The 25,905-nt window shown below is 61.6% G+C and carries 14 protein-coding genes and 1 pseudogene; 9 read left to right on the forward strand and 6 right to left on the reverse strand.

All coding sequences use genetic code 11. From position 1 onward, the window contains the following. The first annotated feature begins 9 nt into the window (after positions 1-9). Together C483_RS17420 and C483_RS17425 are read left to right on the forward strand one after the other, a co-directional pair. Positions 10-198, forward strand: coding sequence for a hypothetical protein (locus tag C483_RS17420; protein WP_006654680.1), 189 nt, complete (start codon positions 10-12; stop codon positions 196-198). Positions 199-270: 72 nt separating this feature from the next. Further along, positions 271-1,512, forward strand: a complete 1,242-nt coding sequence (locus tag C483_RS17425) for an RNA-guided endonuclease InsQ/TnpB family protein (RefSeq protein WP_049912873.1) — start codon at positions 271-273, stop codon at positions 1,510-1,512. Positions 1,513-2,073: 561 nt separating this feature from the next. Here C483_RS17425 and C483_RS17430 read toward each other — a convergent pair. From C483_RS17430 to C483_RS17445, 4 genes are all read right to left on the reverse strand, one after another. After that, a complete protein-coding gene (locus C483_RS17430) occupies positions 2,074-4,053 on the reverse strand; it encodes a hypothetical protein (RefSeq protein ID WP_049912875.1) in 1,980 nt (659 codons plus the stop codon). Beyond that, positions 4,043-5,020, reverse strand: a complete 978-nt coding sequence (locus C483_RS17435) for a glycosyltransferase (protein ID WP_049912877.1) — start codon at positions 5,018-5,020, stop codon at positions 4,043-4,045. The genes C483_RS17430 and C483_RS17435 overlap by 11 nt, the downstream gene beginning before the upstream one ends. Positions 5,021-5,033: 13 nt before the next feature. Further along, positions 5,034-6,101, reverse strand: a complete 1,068-nt coding sequence (locus tag C483_RS17440; RefSeq protein WP_006654684.1) for a DUF354 domain-containing protein — start codon at positions 6,099-6,101, stop codon at positions 5,034-5,036. A 115-nt stretch (positions 6,102-6,216) separates the two neighbouring features. Beyond that, positions 6,217-7,623, reverse strand: coding sequence for a nucleotide sugar dehydrogenase (locus C483_RS17445; RefSeq protein WP_006654685.1), 1,407 nt, complete (start codon positions 7,621-7,623; stop codon positions 6,217-6,219). Positions 7,624-8,144: 521 nt separating this feature from the next. Between C483_RS17445 and C483_RS17450 the strand changes: the two genes are divergently transcribed. From C483_RS17450 to C483_RS20135, 3 genes are all read left to right on the forward strand, one after another. Next, positions 8,145-8,948: a helix-turn-helix transcriptional regulator gene (locus C483_RS17450; protein ID WP_006654686.1), complete on the forward strand. Its 804-nt coding sequence runs from the start codon at positions 8,145-8,147 to the stop codon at positions 8,946-8,948. A gap of 1,076 nt (positions 8,949-10,024) precedes the next feature. After that, positions 10,025-11,833: a glutamine--fructose-6-phosphate transaminase (isomerizing) gene (gene glmS / locus C483_RS17460; RefSeq protein WP_006654688.1), complete on the forward strand. Its 1,809-nt coding sequence runs from the start codon at positions 10,025-10,027 to the stop codon at positions 11,831-11,833. A 318-nt stretch (positions 11,834-12,151) separates the two neighbouring features. After that, complete coding sequence (locus C483_RS20135) at positions 12,152-12,976, forward strand: hypothetical protein (RefSeq protein WP_152419904.1); 825 nt, start codon at positions 12,152-12,154, stop codon at positions 12,974-12,976. Positions 12,977-13,637: 661 nt separating this feature from the next. Here C483_RS20135 and C483_RS17470 read toward each other — a convergent pair. Next, on the reverse strand, positions 13,638-14,582 hold the full coding sequence (locus C483_RS17470; protein ID WP_006654690.1) for a carboxypeptidase regulatory-like domain-containing protein: 945 nt from the start codon (positions 14,580-14,582) through the stop codon (positions 13,638-13,640). Between the two features lie 616 nt (positions 14,583-15,198). Between C483_RS17470 and C483_RS17475 the strand changes: the two genes are divergently transcribed. Then, positions 15,199-17,124: a carbamoyltransferase family protein gene (locus C483_RS17475; RefSeq protein WP_006654691.1), complete on the forward strand. Its 1,926-nt coding sequence runs from the start codon at positions 15,199-15,201 to the stop codon at positions 17,122-17,124. 88 nt (positions 17,125-17,212) lie between these two features. Here C483_RS17475 and C483_RS17480 read toward each other — a convergent pair whose 3' ends face one another. Continuing rightward, a complete protein-coding gene (locus tag C483_RS17480) occupies positions 17,213-19,114 on the reverse strand; it encodes a polysaccharide deacetylase family protein (RefSeq protein WP_006654692.1) in 1,902 nt (633 codons plus the stop codon). A 315-nt stretch (positions 19,115-19,429) separates the two neighbouring features. On the opposite strand from C483_RS17480, the gene C483_RS17485 reads away from it, so the two are divergent. The 3 genes and pseudogenes from C483_RS17485 to C483_RS17495 all read left to right on the forward strand — a co-directional run bounded on the left by C483_RS17485 (position 19,430) and on the right by C483_RS17495 (position 25,820). After that, complete coding sequence (locus tag C483_RS17485; RefSeq protein ID WP_006654693.1) at positions 19,430-22,324, forward strand: leucine--tRNA ligase; 2,895 nt, start codon at positions 19,430-19,432, stop codon at positions 22,322-22,324. 131 nt (positions 22,325-22,455) lie between these two features. Then, positions 22,456-23,173 (forward strand): annotated as a pseudogene (locus C483_RS17490) (DUF420 domain-containing protein). A 187-nt stretch (positions 23,174-23,360) separates the two neighbouring features. Continuing rightward, complete coding sequence (locus tag C483_RS17495; protein WP_006654695.1) at positions 23,361-25,820, forward strand: PAS domain-containing protein; 2,460 nt, start codon at positions 23,361-23,363, stop codon at positions 25,818-25,820. The last annotated feature ends 85 nt before the right edge of the window (positions 25,821-25,905 follow it).

Below are 25,905 nucleotides of genomic sequence, written 5' to 3' on the forward strand. Positions count from 1 at the left end.
TGTGAATGTATGATTTACGACCTCGTCGGGTTCGCCCTCCAGTTCGCAGTGCTGGTCTTTGCGGCGTACCTCGGCACGATGCTCGCGCTCGGTCAGTTCCACCGACAGACGACTGGGGAACTGGGCGAGACGATGGCTCTCAGCCACCGGCTGACGCCGCGTTTTATCAGCGCCACAGGAGAATACCCCGACCCTTGAGGTCGGGGATGAATCCGATAGGCAGAGCGAAGCTAACCATTAAATAGACAGATTTCTAACCAGTAGACAGCGATGGAACATAGCCACCGTTACCGCGCTTACCCAAGCGACGAAGTAGCGATGGCTGCCGAACATCACCTGGATCTTCATCGCCAACTCTACAATCACGTCCGTTGGGACTACACGAACAGTCCCGACGACGACAAGCCGAGCGAGTATACGCAAAACAAGAAGCTCACCCAGTGGAAACGACAGTGGCCTGTATTCGCGGAGCTGCACTCGAAAGCCGCACAGGCCACTGTCGCACGCTTCCATGACAACCTCTCGAATCTTCGCAAGAAGAAAGAGAGGGGACACAACGTCGGGTGGCTCAAGCGACAATCACCCGCCGAGTACCGAAGCGTTACGTACAACCAGTCAGGCTTTGACCTCGATAACAAGAGGGGCCGCGACGGGTATGCGTACGTGCGCTTCAGCAAAATTGGCTGGGTGAAAATCCGCTACCACCGTGAGATTCCAGAACACGCGACCATCAAAGAAGTCACGCTCAAAAAGGAAGTGACCGATGAGTGGTTCGTCTCGTTCAGCCTCAAAACCAGTGAAGAACACGTTCCAGAGAAACCCGCACTGGACTCGCTCGATGCGACCAACAGCGTGGGAATCGACCTTGGAATCCTCAACTACATCCACACATCAGACGGTAAAACAGTGGAGTGGCTCACCCTCGAAACCGAGTACGAGCGACTGCGCCGCGAGCAACGCAAACTTTCGCGGAAAGAACACAGCAGTCAGAATTACGAGAAACAGCGTCGGAAAGTCGCCAAGGTGAAGCGGAAGATTCGTCGAAAAGTGCTGGATTACCAGCACAAGCTGACGACGTGGCTCGTCACAGAGTACGACGCCGTGTTCGTGGAAGACCTCAACGTGGCTGGCATGCTTCAGGGCGACGGGAACGCTCGGAACAAGCAGGATGCCGCGTGGCGGCAGTTCATCACCTTGCTCGAATACAAGGGTGACTTATACGGCACCCACGTTGTGAAAGTACCTGCTCGTGGAACGACGAAAGAGTGTGCGTGTTGTGGAGTGGAGACGGCGAAGCCTATCTGGGTTCGTGAACACTCGTGTCCGGCGTGTGGGTTTGAAACGGATAGGGATGCGAATGCGTCGATGAACGTGTTGCAGAGAGGCTTTTCTGAATTAGGGCTGGGATGGCCCGAATCAACGCCCGTGGAGACTGTGACCGCTGTGGATGCCGCTGGCTTTCAGCGAGTAACTGCACGTCATGTCGTAGAAACGGGAAGCCCCGCCCCTTGAGGGCGGGGTGATTCACGCGGCCGAATCACGAGCAGTATCTCTCCCCAACAGACGATCAGAACGCGTCTGAATCAGCTGCTGGGTCGGCTCCCACCGAGGGGGCGAACGGAGACGATGCCAGCCGTGACGCGACCGCCGATGCGGAGAACGACACTGATCGGTAACGCAACCGCTCGCGACTCCTCACCTCTCACCCTGGGACATCATGCTCGCTGTCGAGTCTGCCGCTGTACTCGACTCGAGTGCAACCGTTCAGTCAGCAACCAGCACGTAACGAGATGTCCGAGAGACGGAGACGGAGAGGTCAGTACACAGTTCGTGCAGGAGACTAGTATCGGCACTGCTAACGGGCGTTGTGACGGACGGTGGGTACTCGAGTGCCCGACTACAGTGATGATCGAGTCTCGGCGAAGGAACGCAGCGAGGCCGGTGGGAGAACGTTTAGTGCTCGGCAGCGCTCGGCAGCGATCGCCAGCAGTGGCCAGAGTCAGCGGGGACAGAGAGCGAAGAGCAGTCGAAGCGCGAAGTGAATAATCGCCAGCGAGGAGCAGCCTGAAAACCCTACGTCGTCGGCGACGGCGTACACATCGTCACCTCACCGTTCGTGTACACCGTCGCGTGGTGTGGCTGACAGAGCCGGTCCTGGGAGACCTGCTCGATCCGACCCTCGCCGTCCGCGTCGTTGAAGTACGTCGCATCGGTCGACTGCGTCGTCCGGTGAACGACGTACTCGTGGTCTGCAACGCCATCATCGGGCACCGTCGCTGTCGTCGTGGACGGATAGGCCCCGGTTCGACTGATCACCGTCTGATAGGGGTGGTCCGTGTGTAACTGCTGATCCGGTCGGATTTCCTGGCCGTCTGGACCACCAGTGAGCTCGCCGATACTCGAGACGGCTGCGAGCTCGGCATCAGTATAGGCGAGTTGCTCGTGCTGGTCGGAGAACACCGGATTCTCGGCGTTGCTCTCGACGGCGAAGAGCATTGCACCCGGGTAGATGAGCGCGAACAGCACGAGGACGGTGACGACGACGCCCGGCGACAGGCCGCGAACGAGCGTTCGAAGACCGATTGCGCCGAGGATGGCCATCGGCGCGTAGAGGAACGCGAACCAGCGCGTCGGGATAAAGTTCCGGATGCCGAACATTGGCAAGACGAGGACGAATACCAGCATGATCGCGGCGGCGAGCAACAGCGTGAACACCGACTGCTCGGCGCGCCGGCGGTGGACGACGTAGAGACAGCCGGCGAACGTCGCGCCGAGCAGGAACAGGAAGCCGAGCGCGTCGATGTAGGGAACTGCCTGTTCGAGCAGTGTCGGCGCGGCCTCGGCACTTGCCTCCGTTGTTTCGTCCCCGGTGCTGCCGCTCGCGATGTTGAGGAAGCCAGCGCTCTCCTCTAAGGTCTGCGTGAAGAAACTGAGGACCGTCGCGAGGAACGACTGCTCGCGGTAGGGTGTCAGCGACCAGACGAAAATGGTCAGCCCGAAATTGAAGACGACGAGCCCGATCAGGTTGACCGGCTTCTTCGCCCGGAAAACGCTCGTATCGAGACGCGTGAGCCCGAAGGGACCGATGACGAACACGACCTGTGCGACGAACGCAGCGAGTAAGAGGACGAGCGTGATGAACGTCGACACCTGGTGGGTGAGGATGACCGCGACGCTCAACAGGATCAACAGCGAGAAGTCACGCATCGTGTACTCGATGCGCATCACGCGGATGAGCGCGTAGAGGATCGCGAGGAAGAACACCAGCCCGAGGCTCGTCGGGATGAGGTGTAGCCCCCACATGGTGACGTGACTGGTGAGTGCGAACAGCGCCGTCGCCAGCACGGCCCAGCGCTCGGAAACGAGCAGATTCGTCGTCGCGTAGATGAGCAGCACCGACAGCGGCATCAGAATCCCGACGGAGAGGTACAGCGCGAGTCGCAGCGGCACGTCGAGTAAGAGCGACGATGCGACGACGAGCAGGTGGTAGAACGGCGAGGCGTAGTGTTTGTCGTGTGAAATCGCACTCAAGGATTCTTCGGCGTAGATCGCCTCGATGAACTCCATGTGCGTCCAGACGTCGATCCCGATGTAGCCTGGCGTCGCGTACAGTGCGGTAAATCGGAAGACGAGCGCGAAGAGGACGACCTGGAGCAACAGTAGCCGCCGGTTGAACGCCTCCTCGCTCGTAAAGAGGATCTGAACGACGACGAGCGTTGCCAGCACGCTCGCGACAGCGAAGTACACTGGCGTGCGCGCTCCCTGCAGGACTGTCAGGACGACCAGCGCGCCGAGTCCGGCGAGCACAACACTCGGGAGCGTCATCGCGACCGGGCGGGGCAGACGCGGCAGCGCTGTAGACGTATCCTGCTGATACAGCGCGAGGAGGTACAGCGCACACGCCGTCCCGAGCACGAACGGCACCGTGTTGAGGTAAATCTGTGATGCCAGCAGCCGAAGCGGCAGGAGTACGAGTGCTAACAGGAGTCCGACGATCGCCGCGACTGTGTCGAGTCGCAGCGGTCGTAGCTGCGAAATTTTGTTATACACCACTGGAGACACCTCGCCGTACAGCCTCCGAACCGGACAGCGCCGTCGGATCGAGCAGGCGCTCGTAGAGCGACACGAGCCGGTCACCCATCGAATCGAGGCTCAGCCCATCGATGCGCCCACGACCCTGTGAGGAACCGCCGTTCTCGAGTGCAACCGTGAGCCCGACGACCAGTTCGTCGTCGGCGTCGCTGACGAAGCAGTTGGGAAGCCCCTCGACGGTCTCGGCGACGAAGCCGACGTCGGTCGAGACGACCGGCAGGTTACAGGCCGCAGCCTCCTTGACGACCATCGGACCGCTCTCGCGCTTCGAGGTCACGAGCAACACGTCGCTCGCGTTCATGTAGTACGGAATCTCGGCGTGGTCGACGCCGCTGACGGTCCGGAGTTCGACGTCGACGCCCGCCCGATCGGCGAGCCGTTTCGCCCGCGGAAAGTCCTTGACTGCGCGCTCGCGGTCGTAGGGAAAGAGCGCGATGTTGGTGTCGGGATCGGTATCCCAGCCGAGGTGCTCGCGGGCCTCTGCCTGCGGAATCGGACGGAACAGTTCCGTGTCAACGCCGAAGGGGATCAGTTCGTGGTCGATCTCGAGTTGGCGCGACATCGCCGGACTCGGAACGACGGTCGCGCTCGCACGACGTGCACCGTGCCGGCTGAGCGATCGGAGCCACTCCTGGTCGGCCATGAGGTCCGTTCCCCACAGCGTCAGGACGACCGGCCGAGTCGGCTGGGCGAGCGCAAAGGGGGCGACGAGCCCGTAGTTCGCGTGCACCAGATCGTACTCGTCCGAGCGGAGTTCCGAGAGTATCTTCGGATACAAGCGGGCGTAGTCGACGGCCGTGCGGCCCGAATCGCCGTGGTGTTCGCCCGGCACGCCGACTACCGTACAGTCGACGCCGCGCTCTTCGAGTACCGACACCTGCTGGTCGAAAAACGGTCGTGGCGTGGTCACTACCTGAAGTACCTTCATTGTCACACTCACACTAGCCGGGGTTCGTCGCAAGCGACGGCTGCTCCGGCCGCTCGCCGCGTGCAGTCGTCTCGAGTGCCTGTACGATTACGTCCGTTACGTCAACCCGCTCTGCGAGCAGGCGCTCGCGTCGCGCCGCCCACGGCTCGTCGTCGCGCTCGACGATCGACACCGCCTGCTCGAGTGCCCGCACGTGTCGATCCTCGTCGTTGAACTCGAAGAGGAGGCCGTACTCCGCGTCGAGTTCGGCCGTGTAGCCGAGCGAGAGCGAGTTTACGTAAACCGAGGGCGTGCCGAGCACGGCAGCCTCTGCCGCGGTCGTCGCTCCCTCGCCGACGACGACGTCCGCGAAGGCGAGCAGGTCGTGCATCAGTTCGGGCGGCGTCTCGAGTTGGTACTCGGCGAGGTCGGCGGGTGGCTCACCCTCCGCCGTAAGGAGGACCGTCGCGCCCGCGTCTTCGAGTCGGGAAACGACCTCGCGCGGGTCGTCGAAGCCGCCGTGACCCACGTCGTGGGACGCGTCCCAGCTACTGAGGCGGACGACGGCGATGGTCTCGTCGCGCTCGACGCCGGCTAACTCGAGTACCGCTGGATCGGGCTCGAATCGGTCGGGGTGGAGGTAGGCCAGTTCGTGGTAGCCGGGATAGGTGACCTGCTTCGCGCCGATTTCCTCGCGGTAGCACGCTGGCGTGCAAATCACGTCGGCGAACGGGTAGCCCAGTTTCGTGATGAGCGTTGCGTGCTCGGTGTCGTAGAAGACGACGCTCTTCGCGCGAAGCGCCGTCGCGACGTGTGCTGCGGCGACGCCGCCGATTGCCGTAATCACGTCGGGATCGATCGCCTGCGCACGCCGGAGGAGTTTCGCCTCGTAGGTGGCCTGTACTGCCGCGAGCGAGGCGAGCGAGTCCGCGTCGCCGGCCAACACCTCGTGGTCGATGTCGTAGCCCTCGAGCAGGGCGACTGCCACGCTGCTCTCGCGGGCGAAGACGTGGACCTCGTGGCCACGGCACTCGAGTTCGTCGATCGCGTTCCGGAAGAAGTGGACGTGGCCAGGGTGCTGGATCGTGACGATGATGCGCATTATGTAGCCTCCGTACTGTCTGCGGTGGTAGCTGGCGTCGGTACTGGGTCGGCGGCGTTCTCGCTCGCCACTCGCGACCGGTCGTCCCTTATCCCGATAGCGTCCCCCCGTCCCATCATACGCGTCGATAGGTGAAGCCCGCCGCAGCGGCCTCGTCCTCGTCGATCGCACCGGCGACGTCGACCAGCGCGGGATCGTCGTCGAGTTCGCTCGCGATTGCCTCCAGGTCCATCCCGGTGAACTCCTCGTGGGGCGTCGCGAGCACGATTGCGTCGAAGCCCTCGAACGAGAGCTGGTCCTGGACCTCGAGATCGAACGTCTCGCAGGCCGCCTCGTGGTTCGCGATCGGGTCGAACCCCTCAAGGTGGATATCGTACTCGTTCAGGGTGTCGACGACGTTCGAGACCTTCGAACTGCGCAGGTCGCCGACGCCGGGCTTGTAGGAAAGGCCGAGAACGAGCACGCGGCTGTCCCGGAGCGTCTTGTGACACGTGTTGAGCGCCTTGATCGTCAGGTCGGCGACGTGGCCCGGCATCGACTCGTTGACCTTCCGTCCCATCTGCATCAGTTCCGGCTCGAAGCCCTCCTGCGCGGCGCGATACGAGAGGAAGTACGGATCGACCGGGATGCAGTGTCCGCCGACGAGGCCGGGCTGGTAGTCGTGGAAGTTCCACTTCGTGCCGGCCGCATCGAGCACGTCCTGCGTGTCGACGTCCATGTGCTCGAGTGCAACCGAGAGCTCGTTGACGAACGCGATGTTCAGGTCCCGCTGGGTGTTCTCGACGACCTTCGATGCCTCGGCGACCTCGATCGAGGGCGCGCGATGGACGCCCGCGTCGACAACGGAGCCGTAGAGCTCCGCCACGTCGTCGAGAACTGCCTCGGTCTGACCGCTGACGACCTTGACGACGTCCGAGAGGCCGTGTTCCTCGTCGCCCGGCGTCGCACGCTCGGGCGAGTAGCCGACGAAGAAGTCTTCACCGGCGGTCATCCCGGAGGTCTCCTCGAGTGCCGGGATGAGTACCTCGCGGGTCGAGCCCGGATAGACGGTGGATTCCAGGACGACCGTCGTGCCGGCGCTCATCTTCGAGCCGACGGTCTGGCCGGCGCTTTCGACGTAGCTCAGGTCGGGTCGGTCGTCGTCCTGGATCGGCGTCGGGACGGCGATAACGACGTACTCGGCGTCGCTGATCGCGCCCGCGTTCGTAGTGTAGGAAATGTCGTCGTTCTGGACGGCCTCGTCCGTAAGGTCGCCGGTCGTGTCTTCGCCGTCTTTGAGCTGTTCGACGGTGGATTCGTCGACGTCGTAGCCGATAACCTGGTAGTCCGACTGGGCGAAGCCGACCGCAAGCGGGAGGCCGACGTAGCCGAGGCCGACGACGCAGATCGTCGCTTCTCGGGTATGATGGTCTTCCTCGACGTGCTCGAGCGTGGTCGTCTTCGAGCTGCGATGCTCGAGTACCTGGTGGCCGTGCAGTCGGTCGTCCGATCGGTTCTCGGTGTCGCTGATTGTCGGTGTCATGGGTGTCCTGTGTGGATTCGTCTCCGGCGCACCCGGTGTGTGCCGGCGATTGGGTTCGGTTTCGGATTCGAGTTGGATCGATTGCGGGTCGGTTCCGTTCGATTTCGGTCGGGTCCGTGTCGTTCATGCCCGAGACACGGATTCGTCCGCGGTCCCACCGAAGCGGGACTGGTCTCGATCCGGACAAGCAGGGATGAGCGGTTTACTATAGCGCTGATAAACTGTTGCAGTGATCGGACGGGAACGAGATCTGGGCCAGTAGCGGCTCTCGAAGGTAATTTGGCGCGATGCCCGAATGCCGGCTACAGATCGGCTTAGCAGTCCGCTAAACCTGCTTGTATCGACCCATAATGAAGGTGCCACACGGTGCAGTGTCGATGCGGTCGTCGTGACCGTCGTGCGATTCGGAGGGAAACTCCGACGCAGCCGGGCAACCGGGTACGCACGAATACAACCACGTCTCGGTCCGAGAGGCCGCGACAGACACAGAACGAGCGATCCAGAGACAGAAGCGCGAAACCATGGCACCACTACCCAGTATTCAGATTGGCGCCGGACCGCACGCATCGGTGACGAGCCCCGAGTCCGTCACCGGCTCGGTTCCGGCCGCTGCAGTCGACGCGTACACGGTTGGAGCGACGATACCCTTCCCAGGGTTGGGCGAAACCGAACCAGCAGGAGGATCGTCATACTGGCTGTCGACGATCCGTGATGCGTCGACCTGGGAGGTGTCACTCATCGCGATTCTGTTCCTGATGATCGCCCTCCTGGTCGGCATCCGCGTCGTGCAAGCGCTCTCCGTCGACGGCTTCGGAGCGCTTGTCCGACAGATTGGCACCGGAACTCGGACCGGTGGCGCTGAGTCCGGTTCCGGCTCTGGCCCCACTCCCGGTTCAACAGAGCCACAGCATCCCGCTGGCGCAAATTCTGCACGTGCGAGCGCACCCGCGAACACGAATGCGAACGCAACGGCAGAGACACAACCCACTACCGGAGCCGCCGGTGCAACCGGTACTGATCCCGAATCCGACCAGGCACGCTCCTACGAGAACCTCGTCTCCGCTGACACACCACCAGAGTTACTCAGCGACGAAGGACGTGTCGTCCGCCTGCTCGTGAAACACGGCGGCCAGATTCGACAACACCAGATCGCCGACGAAACGGGCTGGTCGAAGTCGAAAGTCAGCCGCATCCTCTCGAGTATGTACGACGACGGCACGATCGAGAAAACCTCCGTTGGCCGAGAGAACGTGATCTCGCTTCCGGACCGGCCGATTGGCGAGGACGCGTCGGCAGCGACCGACAACACGAGTCCAGTGCCGTAGTTGCGAAGGCTGCCTGTCCTTACGGCACGGTTGGTGATGATCGATGAGCGGTGAGCGACGAGCGACGAGCGACCACCAGCGAACAGCAAACGACGACCGACCGAAATGACGCCGCTTTGCAGTGTCGTGCGTGTCAGAGGCACGGCAGTACGTGTTCTCCACACGTTCTCCGTTCTCGGACGGTACAGTCCTCCGCGTTTCGTAGAGAGGGCTGCGCAGACAGACCGGTCGTCGCGTTCACAGCGACACACCGATTCTCTACAGAGATGCAGCGAGAGTGCCTCGATGGTGAGTCGCGTAAGCTCTACTGACCGTGTCAACGTACCGATAGACACAGTTGCGACGTGGATTGAAGGCCGCAAAACAGTGAAGCCGCGGGGCTTGCCTCCGCGGTGTTCGCCCGCGTTGCGGGTCGTTCGTTCCACTGCTTACGAGGCAACGACCGCTGACCGAACGGTCGGTGACGAATTCCCACAAACCGCCTGAGAAGTGCCTTACTGGCCTGCTAAACAGGAATGTACTGTGTGAAACAGTGCGAACGACCCCCGTTGACGGAGAGCACGTAAGTGGACGACGACGCGCAATCGTGGCGGAATGACGGACGCCCAACAGAACCCCGAGAAGCCTACTATCGTCGGCCTCAGCGTGTGTCGTTCCAATACAGGGGAACGTCCTCGCTGTCTGTCTCTCAGGGCCACCGTCTTATTCGCTCTATAGTAATGCCTGCAGGACTATTCGCTTCGGGTAGATGCTCGGATCCGCCGTGTAGGCGGAAGCGGGTACACGCAGCTCAAAACCATGACACTGAACAGCACCGATCCACGGGCAGCTGTCTCGAGCCGAATTACGACGGATGCGACGACCAACGTCGCGGGCGGAGTCGCGGTCACCGGCGAGTCCGAACGCAGTGTCGCGTCCGAAGACACAGCTACGATCGGCGAACACGGGCACCAGCAACGGCAACGCCAGCGTCATCGCCATCGCCGTCGAACCCAATTCCCTACAGGAGGGCACGTGGGATCGACGTGGTTGCACGTCTGGTCGCCACAGGCAGCGGTAACGGAGGTGAACGGCTAATGTGCGGTATCATCGCCCGAATTGGGCAGGGCGAAGCCGCAGATACCCTGCTCACCGGCCTGGAAAATCTGGAGTATCGCGGCTACGACTCCGCCGGCATCGCCGTCCAGAACGGCTCCGGCGTCAAGGTCCACAAGTGCTCGGGCGAGGTTTCGGAGCTCAAGTCCCAGCTCGACGGTCAGCCCCACGGAAACCTGGGTATCGGCCACACGCGCTGGTCGACCCACGGGCCGCCGACTGACGAGAACGCACACCCGCACACGGACACCGTCGGCGACGTCGCCGTCGTCCACAACGGCGTCATCGACAACTACGACGAACTCAAGGCCGATCTCCAGGCGAAGGGCCACGAGTTCGAGAGCGACACCGACACCGAGGTCATTCCCCACCTCATCAACGAGTACCTCGACGACGTCGATGACACCGAAATCGCCGTCCGCCAGACGGTCGACACGCTCGAAGGGAGCTACGCCATCGCCGCAATCGTCGACGGAGAGGAGCGCGTCTACGCAGCCCGAAAGGGGTCGCCGCTCGTCCTCGGACTCGACGACGAGGAGTGGTTCCTCGCGAGCGACGTACCGGCGTTCCTCGATCACACTGACGAGGTCATCTACCTCGAGGACGGCGATCTGGTCACACTCGAGCCGGACTCCTACTGGATCACGGATCTCGAGGGCCAGCCAGTCGATCGCGAGGTCGACACCGTCGACTGGGATCCGGAGGATGCGGGCAAGGGCGAGTACGACCACTACATGCTGAAGGAGATCCACAACCAGCCGACCGCGCTCTCGAACACCATCGAGGGTCGCGTCGAAGACGGCGACGTGGCCTTCGAAGACCTTTCAGAAGGAACGTTTGCAGAAATTGAAACAGTCCAATTCGTCGCCTGTGGAACCTCCTACCACGCCGCGATGTACGGTGCACAACTGCTCCGTGAAGCCGGCCTCCGAACTGAAGTCATTCGCGCGAGCGAGTACGAGTCGACGGCCGGCCCCGTCGACGAGACCACTCTCGTCGTCGCGGTCACTCAGAGCGGTGAAACCGCCGATACGCTCGACGCCGTCCGCACCGCGACCGACCGCGGCGCACGCTCGCTCGCCGTCACCAACGTCGTCGGCTCGACCATCTCTCGCGAGGCCGACGACGCGGTTTACATCCGCGCCGGCCCCGAGGTCGGCGTCGCCGCGACCAAGACCTACTCCTCGCAGGCGGTCACCCTCTCCCTGCTCACCCAGCGCATCGCCGCCGACGTTCCCGAGGCCACACCCGCTGCGGACCGCGAAGCGATGCTCGCCGAACTCCAGCACCTCCCCGAGTACGTCGAACAGGTACTCGAGTCCACCCGCGCGGAGACCCTCGCTGAGGAGACTCTCGACAGCGATTCGTTCTTCTTCATCGGGAACGGCCTCGGCCACTCGGTGGCACTCGAGGGCGCGCTGAAGTTCAAGGAGATCACCTACGAGCACGCGGAGGGATTCGCGTCGGGACAGCTCAAGCACGGGCCGCTGGCGCTGGTGACCGAGGCGTCACCGATCTTTGCAGTGGTGACGGGTGACGGCGACGAGAAGACGAAGACGAACGCGATCGAAGCGCAGTCCCGCGGCGCGCCGATCGTCGCGGTCGGGCCGGAAGAGCACGCGCTCGTCGACGTGGCGGACGAGCACCTCTCGGTGCCGGCAACGCATCCGGTCTGGGCGGGGCTGCTGGCGAACGTGCAGCTTCAGCTTGTCTCCTACCACGCGGCGGAACTGCTCGAGCGGCCGATCGACAAGCCGCGGAATCTGGCAAAGAGTGTGACCGTCGAGTAGGGTTGACGAATACAGCCTGTCGACCACCGGGTGCGTGTAACTGCATCGGGGGTCGACCTGCGCGGTCCACTGCAGTGCAGTCGTCTGGTTTTGAGTTGCGTCCGGGGTGACCGAGCGGTGACTCGTTACGCCGGGTTTCCATCCCATAAAACAATGATCATTAATAATACGTTCTTAGAACCCACACTCTTCATCTCAATTGATTCTATAAACGACGAAACAAAGGTAACCCAACAACGTCAGACACTAATGTCCAATAGAAATTTCCAATCGAAAAGTATATTACTATTCACCATAAATTATTGGGTGCGATAAAGAATGAAGAAAAATAATATAGAAAGGCGAGATGTACTGAAGGCAACGACGACCGCTATCGCAGCAGCACCAGCAATAGGGACAGTGGGTGCCAGTTCTGAGAATGATGATAATAGTCAGTTCTTAGACCATTGTACACAGGCTACAAAAATTTTAGAAAATACTGGTAATCATGATGCATATGTAGATTACTTAAATGCACATGATATTGATACCAACGTGGTGAACGGGAGTCATGATGTTCCCGCCAAGAAACCTTCTGAGGCCTCTGTCCAGGATAACTATGTGAGAAAGAATCAATTCTGGTTTAATCTAAGTATCTCATCCATGTGCGGGTCCGATAACTATTGGGCTAAATTTGATTGGAAATGGTATGAATGTGATGACAACAATAAGGATTGTCTACCCAACGCTGAAGCACCTATTGATGCAGTTGCCCTGTATTCAAATGACTATCTTGTTCGACAATCGGGAACAGAATTTGTGACGAATCACATTTGCTATCCAGAAAACGGTGACTGTGGATCATATGGTGTTGATGGGGCAGAAGGTCTCGCTGTAGAATATAATATTGACGAAGACTTTTGGGATTCTCCAGATTCCAATGCTTTTGGAGGTATCCTAGCGTTCGAAATGTGGGATGATGACCCCGATGCCCCAGATAATGCGAAGAAATTAAATGCCGAATATAAGCACACCTACCAAACCCACGATTTCACCCTCTCGCTTAATCCAACTGAGGGTCTCTTGTTCATTGATGATGACATACAAGATGAAGAGTGGGGGGGTCAATGGGAAACACACTTAGGTGAAAAAGAAGGTTGTTAAAGTAGTGGGTGGTTAGTCCTCTTGTTTTTTTGTGTCGTTTTCATCAGGTTGGAGATAATCCTCATGTTTAGGAGTTAAGAACCTTCCTGTCACCATATTATATAATGGGGAGTTTTGATCCTTCTGCCCGCAGTGATTCTCCAATGCAACTCTTGTTCCAATATAAGAAGCTAATGATATTAGGAAGAACAGAATTACTAAATTTATCACATCTACTATCATGTACACCACTTATATTTCATTTCAGGATGGCAGTTGTTTACCACTGTCATTTGAGGTGACTTATATGTGGTGTTTTCTGGCAATGCAATTCTCTATCTCGTATCTGCAATGGAAATGTCTTCAACCACATTCAGTCATTTATCCGATTCTGGTGCGTGACTCAGTAAGTAGTCGTATCAATACCAAACGTATACCATTCTCAACGGACATTGCACACATGCATTCGTAGGTTATTCAAATATCTGCTGTTCAGCTAAGTCAGGTACGATCTTACCTCGAGTAGCCAAAATAGAGTAGTTCATCCACGGTTTATTTGCTCTTTGCCAGAGCATCTAATCTTCATAAACATGTCCGGGTTTGGGGACCCCCGCTTGTGGTTTACTTGGAAAGATGAGTATAAAAACAGAAGACTCGATCAATGTCTACGCGAACCCTGCGGTCAGCCCTCCTCAAGTTCGACCGTGAACTCATCGTCGTCGTCGACCTCGAGATCGAACTCGGCGTCCTCGTAGTCGTCCGCCGAGACGACCACCGTGTACTCACCTTCTTCGACGTCGAGTTCGGCTTCTCCGTCGTCGTCGGTCGTCGCCTCAGCGTCCGGACCGAAGAGCTGCGAGCCGCTGTAGAACTCGATCGTCGCGTCCTCGATTTCGTCGCCGTCGTCGTCTTCGACGAGGGTCGTGAGGGTGTATTCGTCTGCGTCGTCATCCTCGTCTTCGTCCTCGTCGTCCTCACTCTCGAGTACCAGCGTCTCGTCCTCGTCGTCGCCGTCGATTTCGACGTCGGTCTCGGCGTCCTCGTAGTCGTCCGCGCTGGCAGTGAGCGTGTACTCGCCATCGTCGACGGTGAACTCGACTGTTCCGTCGTCAGCGGTTCGCTCCGTGGAGCTGACGCCGCTGGTGAGTTCGACCGTTGCGCCGTCGATTTCGTCGCCGTCGTCGTCTTCGATGGTGGCCGTGAGGGTGTGCTCGTCCGCGTCGTCATCCCCGTCATCGCTGCCGTTTTCGTCGCCGTTGCCGTCCCCGTCTCCATCGTCGCCAGTGCCGTCGTCTGACTCGTCGCTATCCGTCCCATCGTCCGGGTCGCCATCGTCGTCTGTGGCAGCGTCGTCGTCATCGCCGGCATCGGCGTCGCCATCACCATCACCACCATCGTCGGCTGCGGATTCATCGTCACCACCGTTGGCAGCCGGATCATCCGCTCCGGGCTCTGTCTCGTCGGAGTCGTCGCCGAACGGTCCGAGCGCCCCGTTGATCGAGGCACCGCTCGCGGCGAGTGCGAGACCGGCGACCAGCAACACGACGCCGGCAACCGTCAGCATGACCTGTACACCTGTCTGGATCGAGCGCGTCTCCGCGGGCTGTCGGCGAGTACTGTTTGACATGGTCCTAGCAGTGTGATGAACGGGTGCTCGCTGGGGTCACTGGGGCCACAGCGGTCACTGAGGAAATCGTCCCAAAGTGGCTACTCATCCGATCAATAGTGTGGTATGGCCGCATCCGGCACACTGGCTGCGACCCAGGCGGTCTGTCACGACGTAGCGGGCGATACTGGAGTCGTTGCATTACGAAAACCGTTCTCGCTTTCGGCGGTTCACTATACACGTGCTAAGGTCAGTTTGTTGGCGTGAATTCGCATGAACCGACCACCACCCTCACCCCTGTCCTTACCCTTACTCTCACCCTCATCAACCCTCACCACTCCCCAGACACCTTCCATCATACATCTGTACCGATCAGACAGAAAACAGGTCGAGAGTGACGTTCCCGGTTCGTTGACAGTCAACGACAGTGGTGGGAACCACCCCGCTCACTCACACCTCGACTCGAGTACACTCGTCGTTTTGCAACAGGAAGATGACCCCGCTGTCCAGCCGTCTCGTTGCCGGGTCACAGGCCACCAGTCGAACGTGGTGACAGAGCGCCTCGAGTCGGATGCAGCGTACCGAACGGTCGTTTAATAGCCCCATAGTATCGGGTACGTTGTTCGAAGAACGGGGTATGGGAGACTACACGCTCGCGTTCAAACCGGCGATCGGTCTCTACGGTCAACACGACCCGAGTGCCGTGCTCTTCGAGGACGGGACGCCGGTGTTTGGAATCGAGGAAGAACGGCTCACGCGCCAGAAACACGCCCCAGAGACGTTTCCAACGAACGCGATTACCGCCTGTCTCGACTACCGCGACCTCGAACTCGCTGATCTCGAGGAGATCTATCTACCCTACGACCCGCAACTCCGGTCCCGAATCCGCTCACACTACATCAGTGACGCCCTTCGTGCACCCGGCGTGACGCGAAAACTCTCCGCACTCGAGGAGACCCTCGTCTCGGAGGTCCAGAGCAAGGTCGCGCCGACACGCAAGATCGAGAACCGACTGGCGGAGATCGGAACGCCGGTGCCGCCGATCGAGACGCTTTCACACCACCGTTGTCACGCCGCGAGCGCATTTCACCCGTCAGGGTTCGACGATGCGCTGGTGTTGACGATCGACGCGAAAGGCGAGTTCGACTCGACGGTGATCTGGCGAGGCCACCAGGGTGGGCTCACACGCGTCAAAACGTACGAGCACCCGAACAGTCTGGGGCTGTTCTTCGCGATCATCACGGAATTCCTCGGCTATCGGATGTTCAACGGCGAGGGGAAGGTGATGGGGCTCGCACCTTACGGGGAGGAGAACCCCGAGATCGAACGCACCCTGCGGAACCTGATCGACACCGGTGCGGAGTACGACGTGACCGAACTGACCAAGCGCTGGGGGACCGGTTACGGCGTCGAGCGACTCGAGAAGGAGTTCGGCCGGACGCAGAAGGAGGACCCCGAGTCGTTCACCCAGTGGGAGAAGGACCTGGCCTACACGGCACAGAAGATACTCCAGGAAATCGTCACGGACATCGTCCGCACCTACGCACCCGGCATCGGTTCGGGGAACGTCGCGCTTGCAGGCGGCGTCGCGCTCAACTGCAAACTCAACAAGGCGATCCGGGAGACCGCCGTCGTCGACGACCTGTTCGTCCAGCCCGTTGCCCACGACGCAGGGCTCGCACTCGGTGCGGGCTGGGTTGGCAAGCGGCCGTCTGCTGTCGAGTCGCTGACGGACGTCTACTACGGCCCTGAGTACGACACAGCGGAGATCGAGTCACAGCTCCAGACGAACAAGATCGACTACGCCGAACCGGACGATCTCGAGCGGTACGTCGCGGAACGGCTGGCAGACGGCGCGCTCGTCGGCTGGTTCCAGGGCCGGATGGAACTCGGCCCGCGCGCCCTCGGCGCACGAAGTATTCTCGCAGATCCGCGCACTGCGGCCTCACGCGACCGGGTTAACCGCTTCGTCAAGCACCGCGAGGAGTGGCGGCCGTTCGCCCCCTCGATGCGCGAGGAAGCGGCCGCGGAGTACCTCGTCGACGGCCAGCCTGCGCCGTTCATGATCAACAGTTTCGACGTCGATCCGGAGAAGGCGGACGATCTGACAGCGGTCGTCCACCCCGCAGACGAGACCACTCGTCCCCAGACGGTTCGCGAAGACCAGCACCCGCGATACCATCGTCTACTCACCGAGTTCGAGGCCATCACCGACGTGCCAGTCCTGCTCAACACCTCGTTCAACGACCACGGCGAACCGATCGTCAATACCCCCACTGAGGCGGTCAAAGACTTCTACGGCATGGGCCTCGACGTGCTGGTCCTCGAGGACTTCGTACTCGAGAAGGATGCGCCAGCAACAACGCAGGCGCAGACGATCGATGTGACGACGACGAGTCGTACTGGCCAGGAGGGGACCCGGTCGAGTACGTGTTCGAGGTCGGACGACAGTGGACAACAGCGAGAAACGGCCAGTGGCGAGCGAGCGTTCGACGACACACCGGTTACTGGTGAGGATACCGTGACCGCACGTCTCCTCTCGAATCTCGGCACCGATCGATAAGTGCAATACGCGGTATGTACAGAATAGGTAGAACAAGTAGAATACGCAGGATACGCAAGATACGCTTCGTTTTCGCGATCGCAAAGAGTCAGCTATCGCTGAGTGCGATCGTCCAGTCGCCGTCGGCCTCGACGTTGAGCCAGACCGCGCCACCCGCGCTGTAGGATCGTGAGCTATCGAACGCGCCGTGCTGATGGATCAACTGCTCCGAGCGGCCGTCCGCGCCGTAGCCGCCGACCATGAACAGGTCGTCGCCCTCGTGAGTCACGTCGAGCGAGACGTTGCCATCGGTGTCGAACGGACCGACGTACGAGGAGCCCGACCCCGACACATCGGCGGGCAACGCCGTCAGATCGTCGCTGTGGACCTCGGGTTGGTCTAGATCGAGCGACCACGCGCCGTCTGCGTCGACCTCGAGCCGGTACGTTCCTTCCTCGACCGTGATGATCGACTCGCCGGATCGAGTCGCCGTGTTCGTCGTTGGAATGACACGGTCGTCGCCGTTCGTGTCGCCGGCTGGCACCAGTTCTATGGTCAGATCCGTATCGCCGTCGTGTGAGACGTCGGCCGTGACGATGCCCTCCTCGAGTGCAAACGTGTCTGTCGTGTTCGATTCGATACCACCGAAGGAGTGGTGCTCGCCGGCGTCAAGGATAATGCCCTGCTGGTCGCCTGACTCCGCGTCCGATTCGTCGCCGCCAGCCATCGTCCCGTCGACCACGTCGGATGGCGTCACCACGTCGAGTCCGCGGTGTTCGATGTGGTCGAGCAGTTCCTCGAAGTCCTCGAGTGACATGCTGTTCCCGCTTGCCTCCTCGTCGTCCTCGAGTTCGACGATACGCGGAATTCGGAGAACGACCAGCTGGTTGTACTGATCGCAAAGGTTGATCGCCCGGCGGACGCCGCCGTGGAGGTCCGGCCCCCAGATCTGGGAGAGCATATGGGTGTTCGTCGGCGGCGCACCGGTGGGCGAGCCGCTGGCGAGGACCGCAGACTCGACTTCCTCCCGGAGGACGGTCTGAAGCGAGTCGTCCATTCGGTCGGCTGGGGTGTAGAAGTGTCGCGAACCGTCCTCGAAACCGAGATCGGCGAGCGTATCGCGAACGTTCGCGACGACCTGGCGCTGGCGGTCTTCGGGCATCTCTGGCAGCGGCGTGCTGACGCTCGGGTAGCCACAGATGTCCCAGCCGCGTTCATGAAGCTCGTCGAGTTGGACGAGATCCATCCGTCCGCCGGAGCCGATCTGATCCGGATCGACCGGGACTGCGCCAGCCCAGTCGTGCTCGTCGAGGCGGTCGAGTGCGTGCTCGTAGTGAGAGGCGTGGCCGTCGTAGAACGAGAGGATCGCCTTGCCGTTGTCGGCTGCTTCGGTCTTTCGGAGGTCGTCCGCGACGAGTCGCGTGCCGTCCTCGGGACCGACCGCGACGACGTTCAGTCGGCGAACGTCCGAGAGGTCCGGCTCGCCGTGTTTCTGGATGTAGCCGAAATCGAGGCGGAGCCAGCCCTCGTAGTCGTCGGGGACGTGGCGAATGCTGGTCAGGTGGTCGCCCCGTGACGGTGCCATGAACTCGAGATGGACCTGGTCGACGGCATCTGCGCGGATCGCCAGTGAGGTGTCCCAGCCGTCGAGGTCGATGCCGCGGGGGAACTCTATTCGCATTGCGGCCTGGTCGCCGTCACTCTCGACGGCGAGCGCTTGCGATCCCGTCGGGGCGTCCGAGACCGTCTCGGTTTCGCCGGTGACGGCGACCCACTCGTCGGCCGACTCGAAGTCCGAGAGGAGTTCGCCGTGGTCGATTGCGGGCCAGCTATCGGTGCTGGTATCGTCGCCGTTTCCACCGTCTCCAGTGCCGTTCGAATCGGAGTCGCCGTTGGAGTCCGCCTCCGGCGACTCGTCACCGGAGAGTGCGTCGAGACAGCCCGCAACCGTTGCTGTCGACGTGACGCCGAGCGCCGCCACCAACTGTCGCCGAGAGAGTCCACGCGTCATGCTGTGATCACTTCCCGCTCGCGTTCGGGGACACTTTCTAATAGAGCCGTTAATTGTGCTGGCGTGAACTGTTTCGGGTCGGTGTGCGGACGGTACGTGGCACAAAAAGCAGGGCACAGGGACTGGCTGGGACGGGCCAGACGGCAGCAGTGGGCTGTCTTCGGGCTTTAACAGGGTGCTAAGCGGCGTGGCTTAGTCGAGGTGCCGGCCTGGTGCTGGACCTGAACACAGGTCAAACCCGGACCACACGGACCGAGTCCGGGCCGAACAATGATATGGGCGGCCCCCAGAGTTGGGGACAACGAGCAACGCCACATGACAAACCAGTACGATCACGCGCAAGTACAGGAGTTCTGGCAGTACGTCTGGGAACGCGACGGCGTCGCCGAACTCCCGGACGGGGCCGTCGACCCAACCTACGTCCTCGGGATGTTCCCCTACACCTCCGGGACGCTCCACATGGGTCATGTCCGAAACTACGCGATTACCGACGCCTACGCCCGTTACCGTCGACTTCGCGGTGACGATGTCCTTCACCCAATGGGGTGGGACGCGTTCGGTCTTCCCGCGGAGAACGCCGCCTATGAGCGGGCCAGCGACCCCGAATCCTGGACCCGCGCGTGCATCCGCCGAATGCGCGAGGAACTCGAGACGCTCGGTTTCGGCTACGACTGGTCGCGGGAGATTACGACCTGCGACCCGTCGTACTACCGCTGGAACCAGTGGCTGTTCAAGCGATTCCACGAGGCCGGTCTCGTCGAGTTCACCGGCGCGACAGTCAACTGGTGTCCCGACTGCGAGACGGTACTCGCTGACGCGCAGGTTGTACTCGAGGAGCCCGGGAGTGAACGAGACTCGGCAGTCGGTGACGGTACCGACGATGGCACCGCTGCCGGCGGTGACGGGGACGACGGCACGCACGACCACACCACCGCCCGCGTCTGCTGGCGCTGTGCAACCCCAGTCGAACAGCGCGAACTCGACCAGTGGTTCTTCACGATCACCGACTACGCCGACGAACTGGTCGACGGACTCGACGACCTCGAGCAGTGGCCCGAGGGTGTCCGCGAGATTCAGCGCAACTGGATCGGCCGACAGGAGGGCGCACGGCTCACGTTCGACGTATCGACGGCAGCCGACGAGTCAGAGACCGCCGTCGACGTCTTCAGCACCCGCCCCGAGACAGTCTTCGGCGCGACGTTCGTCGCCATCTCGCCCGAACACGACCTGGCGAGCGAACTCGCGAGCGCGGACGAGGACGTGGCAACGTTCGTCGACCAGGCGCGAACGAGTGCACCCGACACCGGTCACGCCGCACGCGACGACTTCAGCACTGCAGGTATCGAAACCGACGCGACGGCTGAGAACCCGCTCACGGGCGAGGAGGTTCCTGTCTACGTCGCCGAGTACGTCCTCGCGGACGTCGGAACGGGCGCAGTGATGGGCGTCCCCGGACACAACGAGCGCGACTCCGAGTTCGCCCAGGCGCACGACCTGCCGATCGAGACGGTCGTCGCTCCGGACGGCGACGGCACAACAAAGTCGAGCGACGTCGCATTCACAGACGCTCCCATCACCGCCGAGGGCACGCTGGTACTCGAGTCCACCTCGCACAGCGAGTACGACGGCCAACCGAGCGAGGACGTTCGCGACCACCTCGTCGACGATCACGAGGCGATCGACCCCGACGTGACCTACCGACTCCGGGACTGGCTGATCTCGCGCCAGCGCTACTGGGGGACGCCGATTCCGGTCGTCCACTGCGAGGACTGTGGGCACGTCCTCGTTCCCGACGAGGAGCTACCGGTCGAGTTACCCGAGTTCGTCCAGACCACGGGGAACCCGCTCGACGCCGCCGAGGAGTGGAAGCAGACGAGCTGTCCGGACTGTGGCGGCCCCGCAGAGCGCGAGACGGACACGATGGACACCTTCGTCGACTCCTCGTGGTACTTCCTGCGATTCCTCTCGCCCGACCTCGCGGACGCGCCGTTCGACACCGAGCTGGCGAACGAGTGGCTCCCCATCGACGTCTACGTCGGCGGCGACGAGCACGCCATCTTGCACCTGCTGTACATTCGGTTCGTGACGCGCGCGCTGGCGGATCTTGGCTTTCTCGACCGGCGCGAACCCGTCGAGCGACTCGTCAGCCAGGGGACGGTGCTCTACGAGGGCGAGAAGATGTCCTCCTCGAGTGGGAACGTCGTCACACCGGATGAGTACGGCGCGGAGACGACCCGGCTGTTCGTTCTCTCGGCGGCCCACCCAGAACAGGACTTCGAGTGGACGGCGAACGACGTGCGTGGCGCGTACGACCTTCAACAGACGCTGTACAGCATGGCGACCGCGTTCGTCGACGAAGGCGAGACTCGCGTCGAACGGGCGGGCCACGACGAGTTCATCGACCGCGAAATCGACCGCACGATCGTCGCCGCCCGCACCGAGTTCGAGCGCTTCCGGTTCCACCGCGTCGTGACCGAGGTGCAGGAGCTCGCCGGCCTCCTGCGCCAGTACCGCGGCTACGACCGCATCCACGGCGAGGTCTACCGCCGCGGGCTGCTCACCATCGCGGCGCTCATCTCGCCGCTCGCACCACACCTCGGCGAAGAACTCTGGAACAAACTCCGCGGCGACGGCCTCGTCGTCGAAGCCGACTGGCCGGTACTCGAGTCCGATCCGGCGACGATCGAGTCGGAGTACCAGCGAGAGCGCCAGTTAGTGGAGACGACACGGGCTGACGTGCGCGATATTCTCGACGTGGCGTCGATCGACGATCCGGCCCAGATCGATCTCGTGGTGGCCGAGCCCTGGAAGTACGAGGTTGCGACGCGCCTCACGACGTCGACTGGTGAGGCGGACGGCGACAGCGTGGCTGAGGCCGGCGACAGCGTGGGTGATAGCGCTCTCGACATCGACGCGCTGGCCGAAGAGGTGGATGTCGAGACGGATGTACTCGCCGAGTTCGTCGCGGACCAGCAGCGTACCGACGGTCAACACTCGGCCTCGCAGGGACTCACAGCGACGCGCGAACAGACGCTTCTCGAGCAGGCGGCGTGGCTGCTCGCAGACGAGTTCGGCGTGACTGTGAGCGTTCGGTCGGCGACGGCGGTAGACGCCGAAGACGATACAGCGGACGCTGCAGCGGGCGACGTCCCGGACGCGGACGTCGCGTCTCGTGCCCGACCGGGGAAGCCGGCGATCAGTATTCAGTGAGCGACAGTCTGCCAGCCGATCGAGAGCCGAACGCGCTGTTCGGGCGAAGATGTGCGGCCGAGTGGCCGCGCGACCGAATCGCCTGCCGGTGAACAGCAAGAAAGATAGGTCGCCTCTCCTAACGGCCGATAATGGCAACTGCCGACGCAACACGAGAGCGGCTCCGAGAGCACCCCCTCGGTGCGACTATTTTTCTGTCGATCGTCGGCTATGCGCTGGTTATCGGAACCTTTCTGTTCGAACTGCCGATCTATCCGGAGCTGACGAACGCCCAGGTGAACCTGTTCACCCACGCGATTGCGGTGATCAACCTGGCGACGACGGTCCTGCTGATCGCCGGCTGGTACTGGATCCGCGTCGACGAGGTCGAGAAACACCGACTCGCGATGATCGGCGCGTTCATCCTGATCATCCTCTTCCTGGTCGTCTACCTCACCCGCGTCGGCGGTGGCGGCGGCGAAAAGCAGTTCGTCGGCCCGGATTCGGTCTACTACGCCTATCTGGTGATGCTGGCGATCCACATCGTCCTCTCGATCGTCTCCGTTCCGGTGGTCCTCTACGCGCTGATCCTCGGGCTCACCCATACNCTACTACGCCTATCTGGTGATGCTGGCGATCCACATCGTCCTCTCGATCGTCTCCGTTCCGGTGGTCCTCTACGCGCTGATCCTCGGGCTCACCCATACACCCGCCGAGTTGCGCCGGACGGCACACGCCCGAGTCGGCCGAATCGCAGCCTCGGCGTGGATTCTGAGCCTCGTTCTCGGTGTCGTCACCTACCTGCTGTTGAACCACATCTTCGACTACGAGTTTCCGTCGATGCTCGTCTCGCTGTTTCCTGTCGGATAGCGCGATACTGGGTCGGTACGGGCCTGTTGTGCCGATAGAGGTACAGAGCCGTGTTCGGCACACACTGATGCGCACTGGAAATTCCCGTTACCACAGTACAGAGAGAGTCACGAAAAATCACCATCTCTGGGCGTCTGGGCGCTCTCGGGGCAGGATTTACAGGGAACGACAGAGTATGTAAGTCGTCATGGATTCGTCGCCCTGTGGAACCGACGCCGAACAGTCGCGACACTTCCGCCAGCAGCAACTACTGGCGGATCTCAGTGACTGGGCGCTGTCAGTGGGTGGCCAACGGGACGGGTGGGAAACACAGCCGAAAAATGAAACCGATGACGAGGTCGCCTGCACCGACTCGGCCACCGACCACCCGCGGACACTCGAGTCCCTGCTTCAGTTCACGACCGAGCAGGTTGCGGCGGTGTTCGATGCCGATTCGGCGTACGTCCTGCAGGTAGCCGGCGACCGAGAGCTGTTCCGGCTGCGCGCGGGAGTCTCTGTGGCGGCTGCGGGACCGACACCTGAGGAGTGCGGGACTAGCGGGGATGCGGAAACCGATTGTGTGGAGACCGAGACAGAGTCAGGAGAGACGACCGAGAGTGAAACCGAACCCCACACCGAAACGTCCGGCGCCGCTGCAGACAACTCCGACGAGCCAACGCCTGTCGCCGCTTCGACCCAGGACCGGATTCCGATCGAGCCGGCGACACAACTCAGCAAGGCACTCGAGTCCACCGAGCCGGTGCTGGTCGAGGAGCTAGCGTCGACTGATCAGCTCTCGTCGGTAGGTGAGCCGGTGTCGGATGCGGCGACGAGTGGGATAGCCGTCAGAATCGGAACGAGCGAGCAGACTGATTTTACGGCCGGGACGGTGCAGGCGGCGGGAACCAGCACCGAGTCACTTCGTGACGACGACGGCGACACTAGCGAGAGTGACGAGAACGACGAGAGTGGCGAGAGTGACGAAACGCACGAAAACGGCGTCCCGTGGGGCGTACTGACTGTTCATACCACCGCGGAGTGTGACTTTACCGATGCGGACGCTGCGTTCCTCACGACGGTTGCCAACGTGCTCGCATCGACACTCGACCGGACCAGGGCACAGCGCCGTCGCGACGAGGCGACGACCTGGGCTGACAGCGTGCTCGACGCCACACCGGTGGGTATCACACTTGTCGACACAGACGGGATGAACGTCTTCGCGAACAGGCGCGCAGAGGAAATCACCGGACGGCCACTCTCAGAACTGCGAACGTTCACTCACGACGACGAGCGCTGGGGGCTGGTCGACGACAACGGCAACCCAATCTCGTTCACCGACCTCCCGTTCACTCGTGTCATCGAAACCGAGGAGCCGGTACGAAACGAGGTCGTCGGCATCAGCCGTCCCTCCGGCGAGCGCGTCTGGCTCTCGATACACTGCAGTCCCCTGTACGACTCGGCTGGCGAGTTCGACGGCGTCATTTACGCCTTCAGGGATGTCACTGAGCGCCGGGAACTCGAGTCGCGACTCGAGGAGATCCTGGGTCGCGTCGAGGAGGCAATCTGTGCGTTCGACGAGGACTTTCGGTATACACACGTCAACGACAGGGCCGAGGAACTCCTGCAGCGCTCGCCTGAGGAACTACTCGGCGAACAGCTCTGGGAGGTGTTCCCCGAGTCGGCGAACGAAGATGTCGTCCGGAACAGCTTCGAGGAGGCGATGAACTCACAGGAGCCGACCAGCTACGAACACTACTACGAGCCAGCAAACGCCTGGCTCGAGGTGACGATCTACCCCTCCGAAACCGGAGCCTCGGTCTATTTCCGGGACGTAACCGACCGCCGGGAGTACCGACGACGACTCGAGGAGTCAAACGAACGTCTCGAGCAGTTCGCCTACGCCGCCTCCCACGATCTGCAGGAACCGCTTCGAATGGTCAGCAGCTACCTCGAACTGCTCGAGTCGCGATACGCAGACGAACTCGACCAGGACGCCCAGGAATTCATCGAGTACGCCGTCGACGGTGCCGACCGCATGCGGGAGATGATCAACGGGTTACTCGAGTTCTCCCGCGTCGAGACACAGGGAGAGCCGTTCGAACCGGTTGATCTGGACGAGGTACTCGAGGACGTCGTCCGGGATCTGCGTGTGAAAATCGTCGAGAACGACGCGGATATTTCCGCGGAGGAACTGCCGAGAGTCGCAGGCGACGGCAACCAGTTGCGCCAGGTGTTCCAGAACCTGCTGTCGAACGCGATCGCGTACTCGGGTGAGGAGCCGCCTGAGATCGATATCGCGGCCCACGACACCGGGTCAGAGTGGGTGATTTCGGTGAGCGACGAGGGGACTGGTATCGATCCCGATGACACCGACCGCATCTTTGGACTGTTTCAGCGCCGACACGCCGGTGACGAGCATACGGGGAGTGGGATCGGATTGGCGCTCTGCCGGCGGATTATCAAGCGCCACGATGGCGAAATCTGGGTCGATAGCGAGTTGGGCGAGGGGGCAACGTTTTCGTTTACGCTTCCAACGCGCTTGGACACTGTTGACCTCGAACCGATAGAGTCTGGGTCTGGGCCTGGGCCTGAGTCTGAGTCTGGGTCTGAGCCCAAGCCCGAGACTCTGGGTCAGGAGACGAAACGTGACGACGTTGGCGGGGAATGAGCGTCAGTACTCGATCGAATACGAACCGTGAACGTGCAAGCGCGAACACACCAGTAGAACCGAACTACAGACAACCGAACCACAG

This window comes from Natrialba hulunbeirensis JCM 10989 (assembly GCF_000337575.1).
In the GTDB taxonomy this organism is placed as follows: domain Archaea; phylum Halobacteriota; class Halobacteria; order Halobacteriales; family Natrialbaceae; genus Natrialba; species Natrialba hulunbeirensis.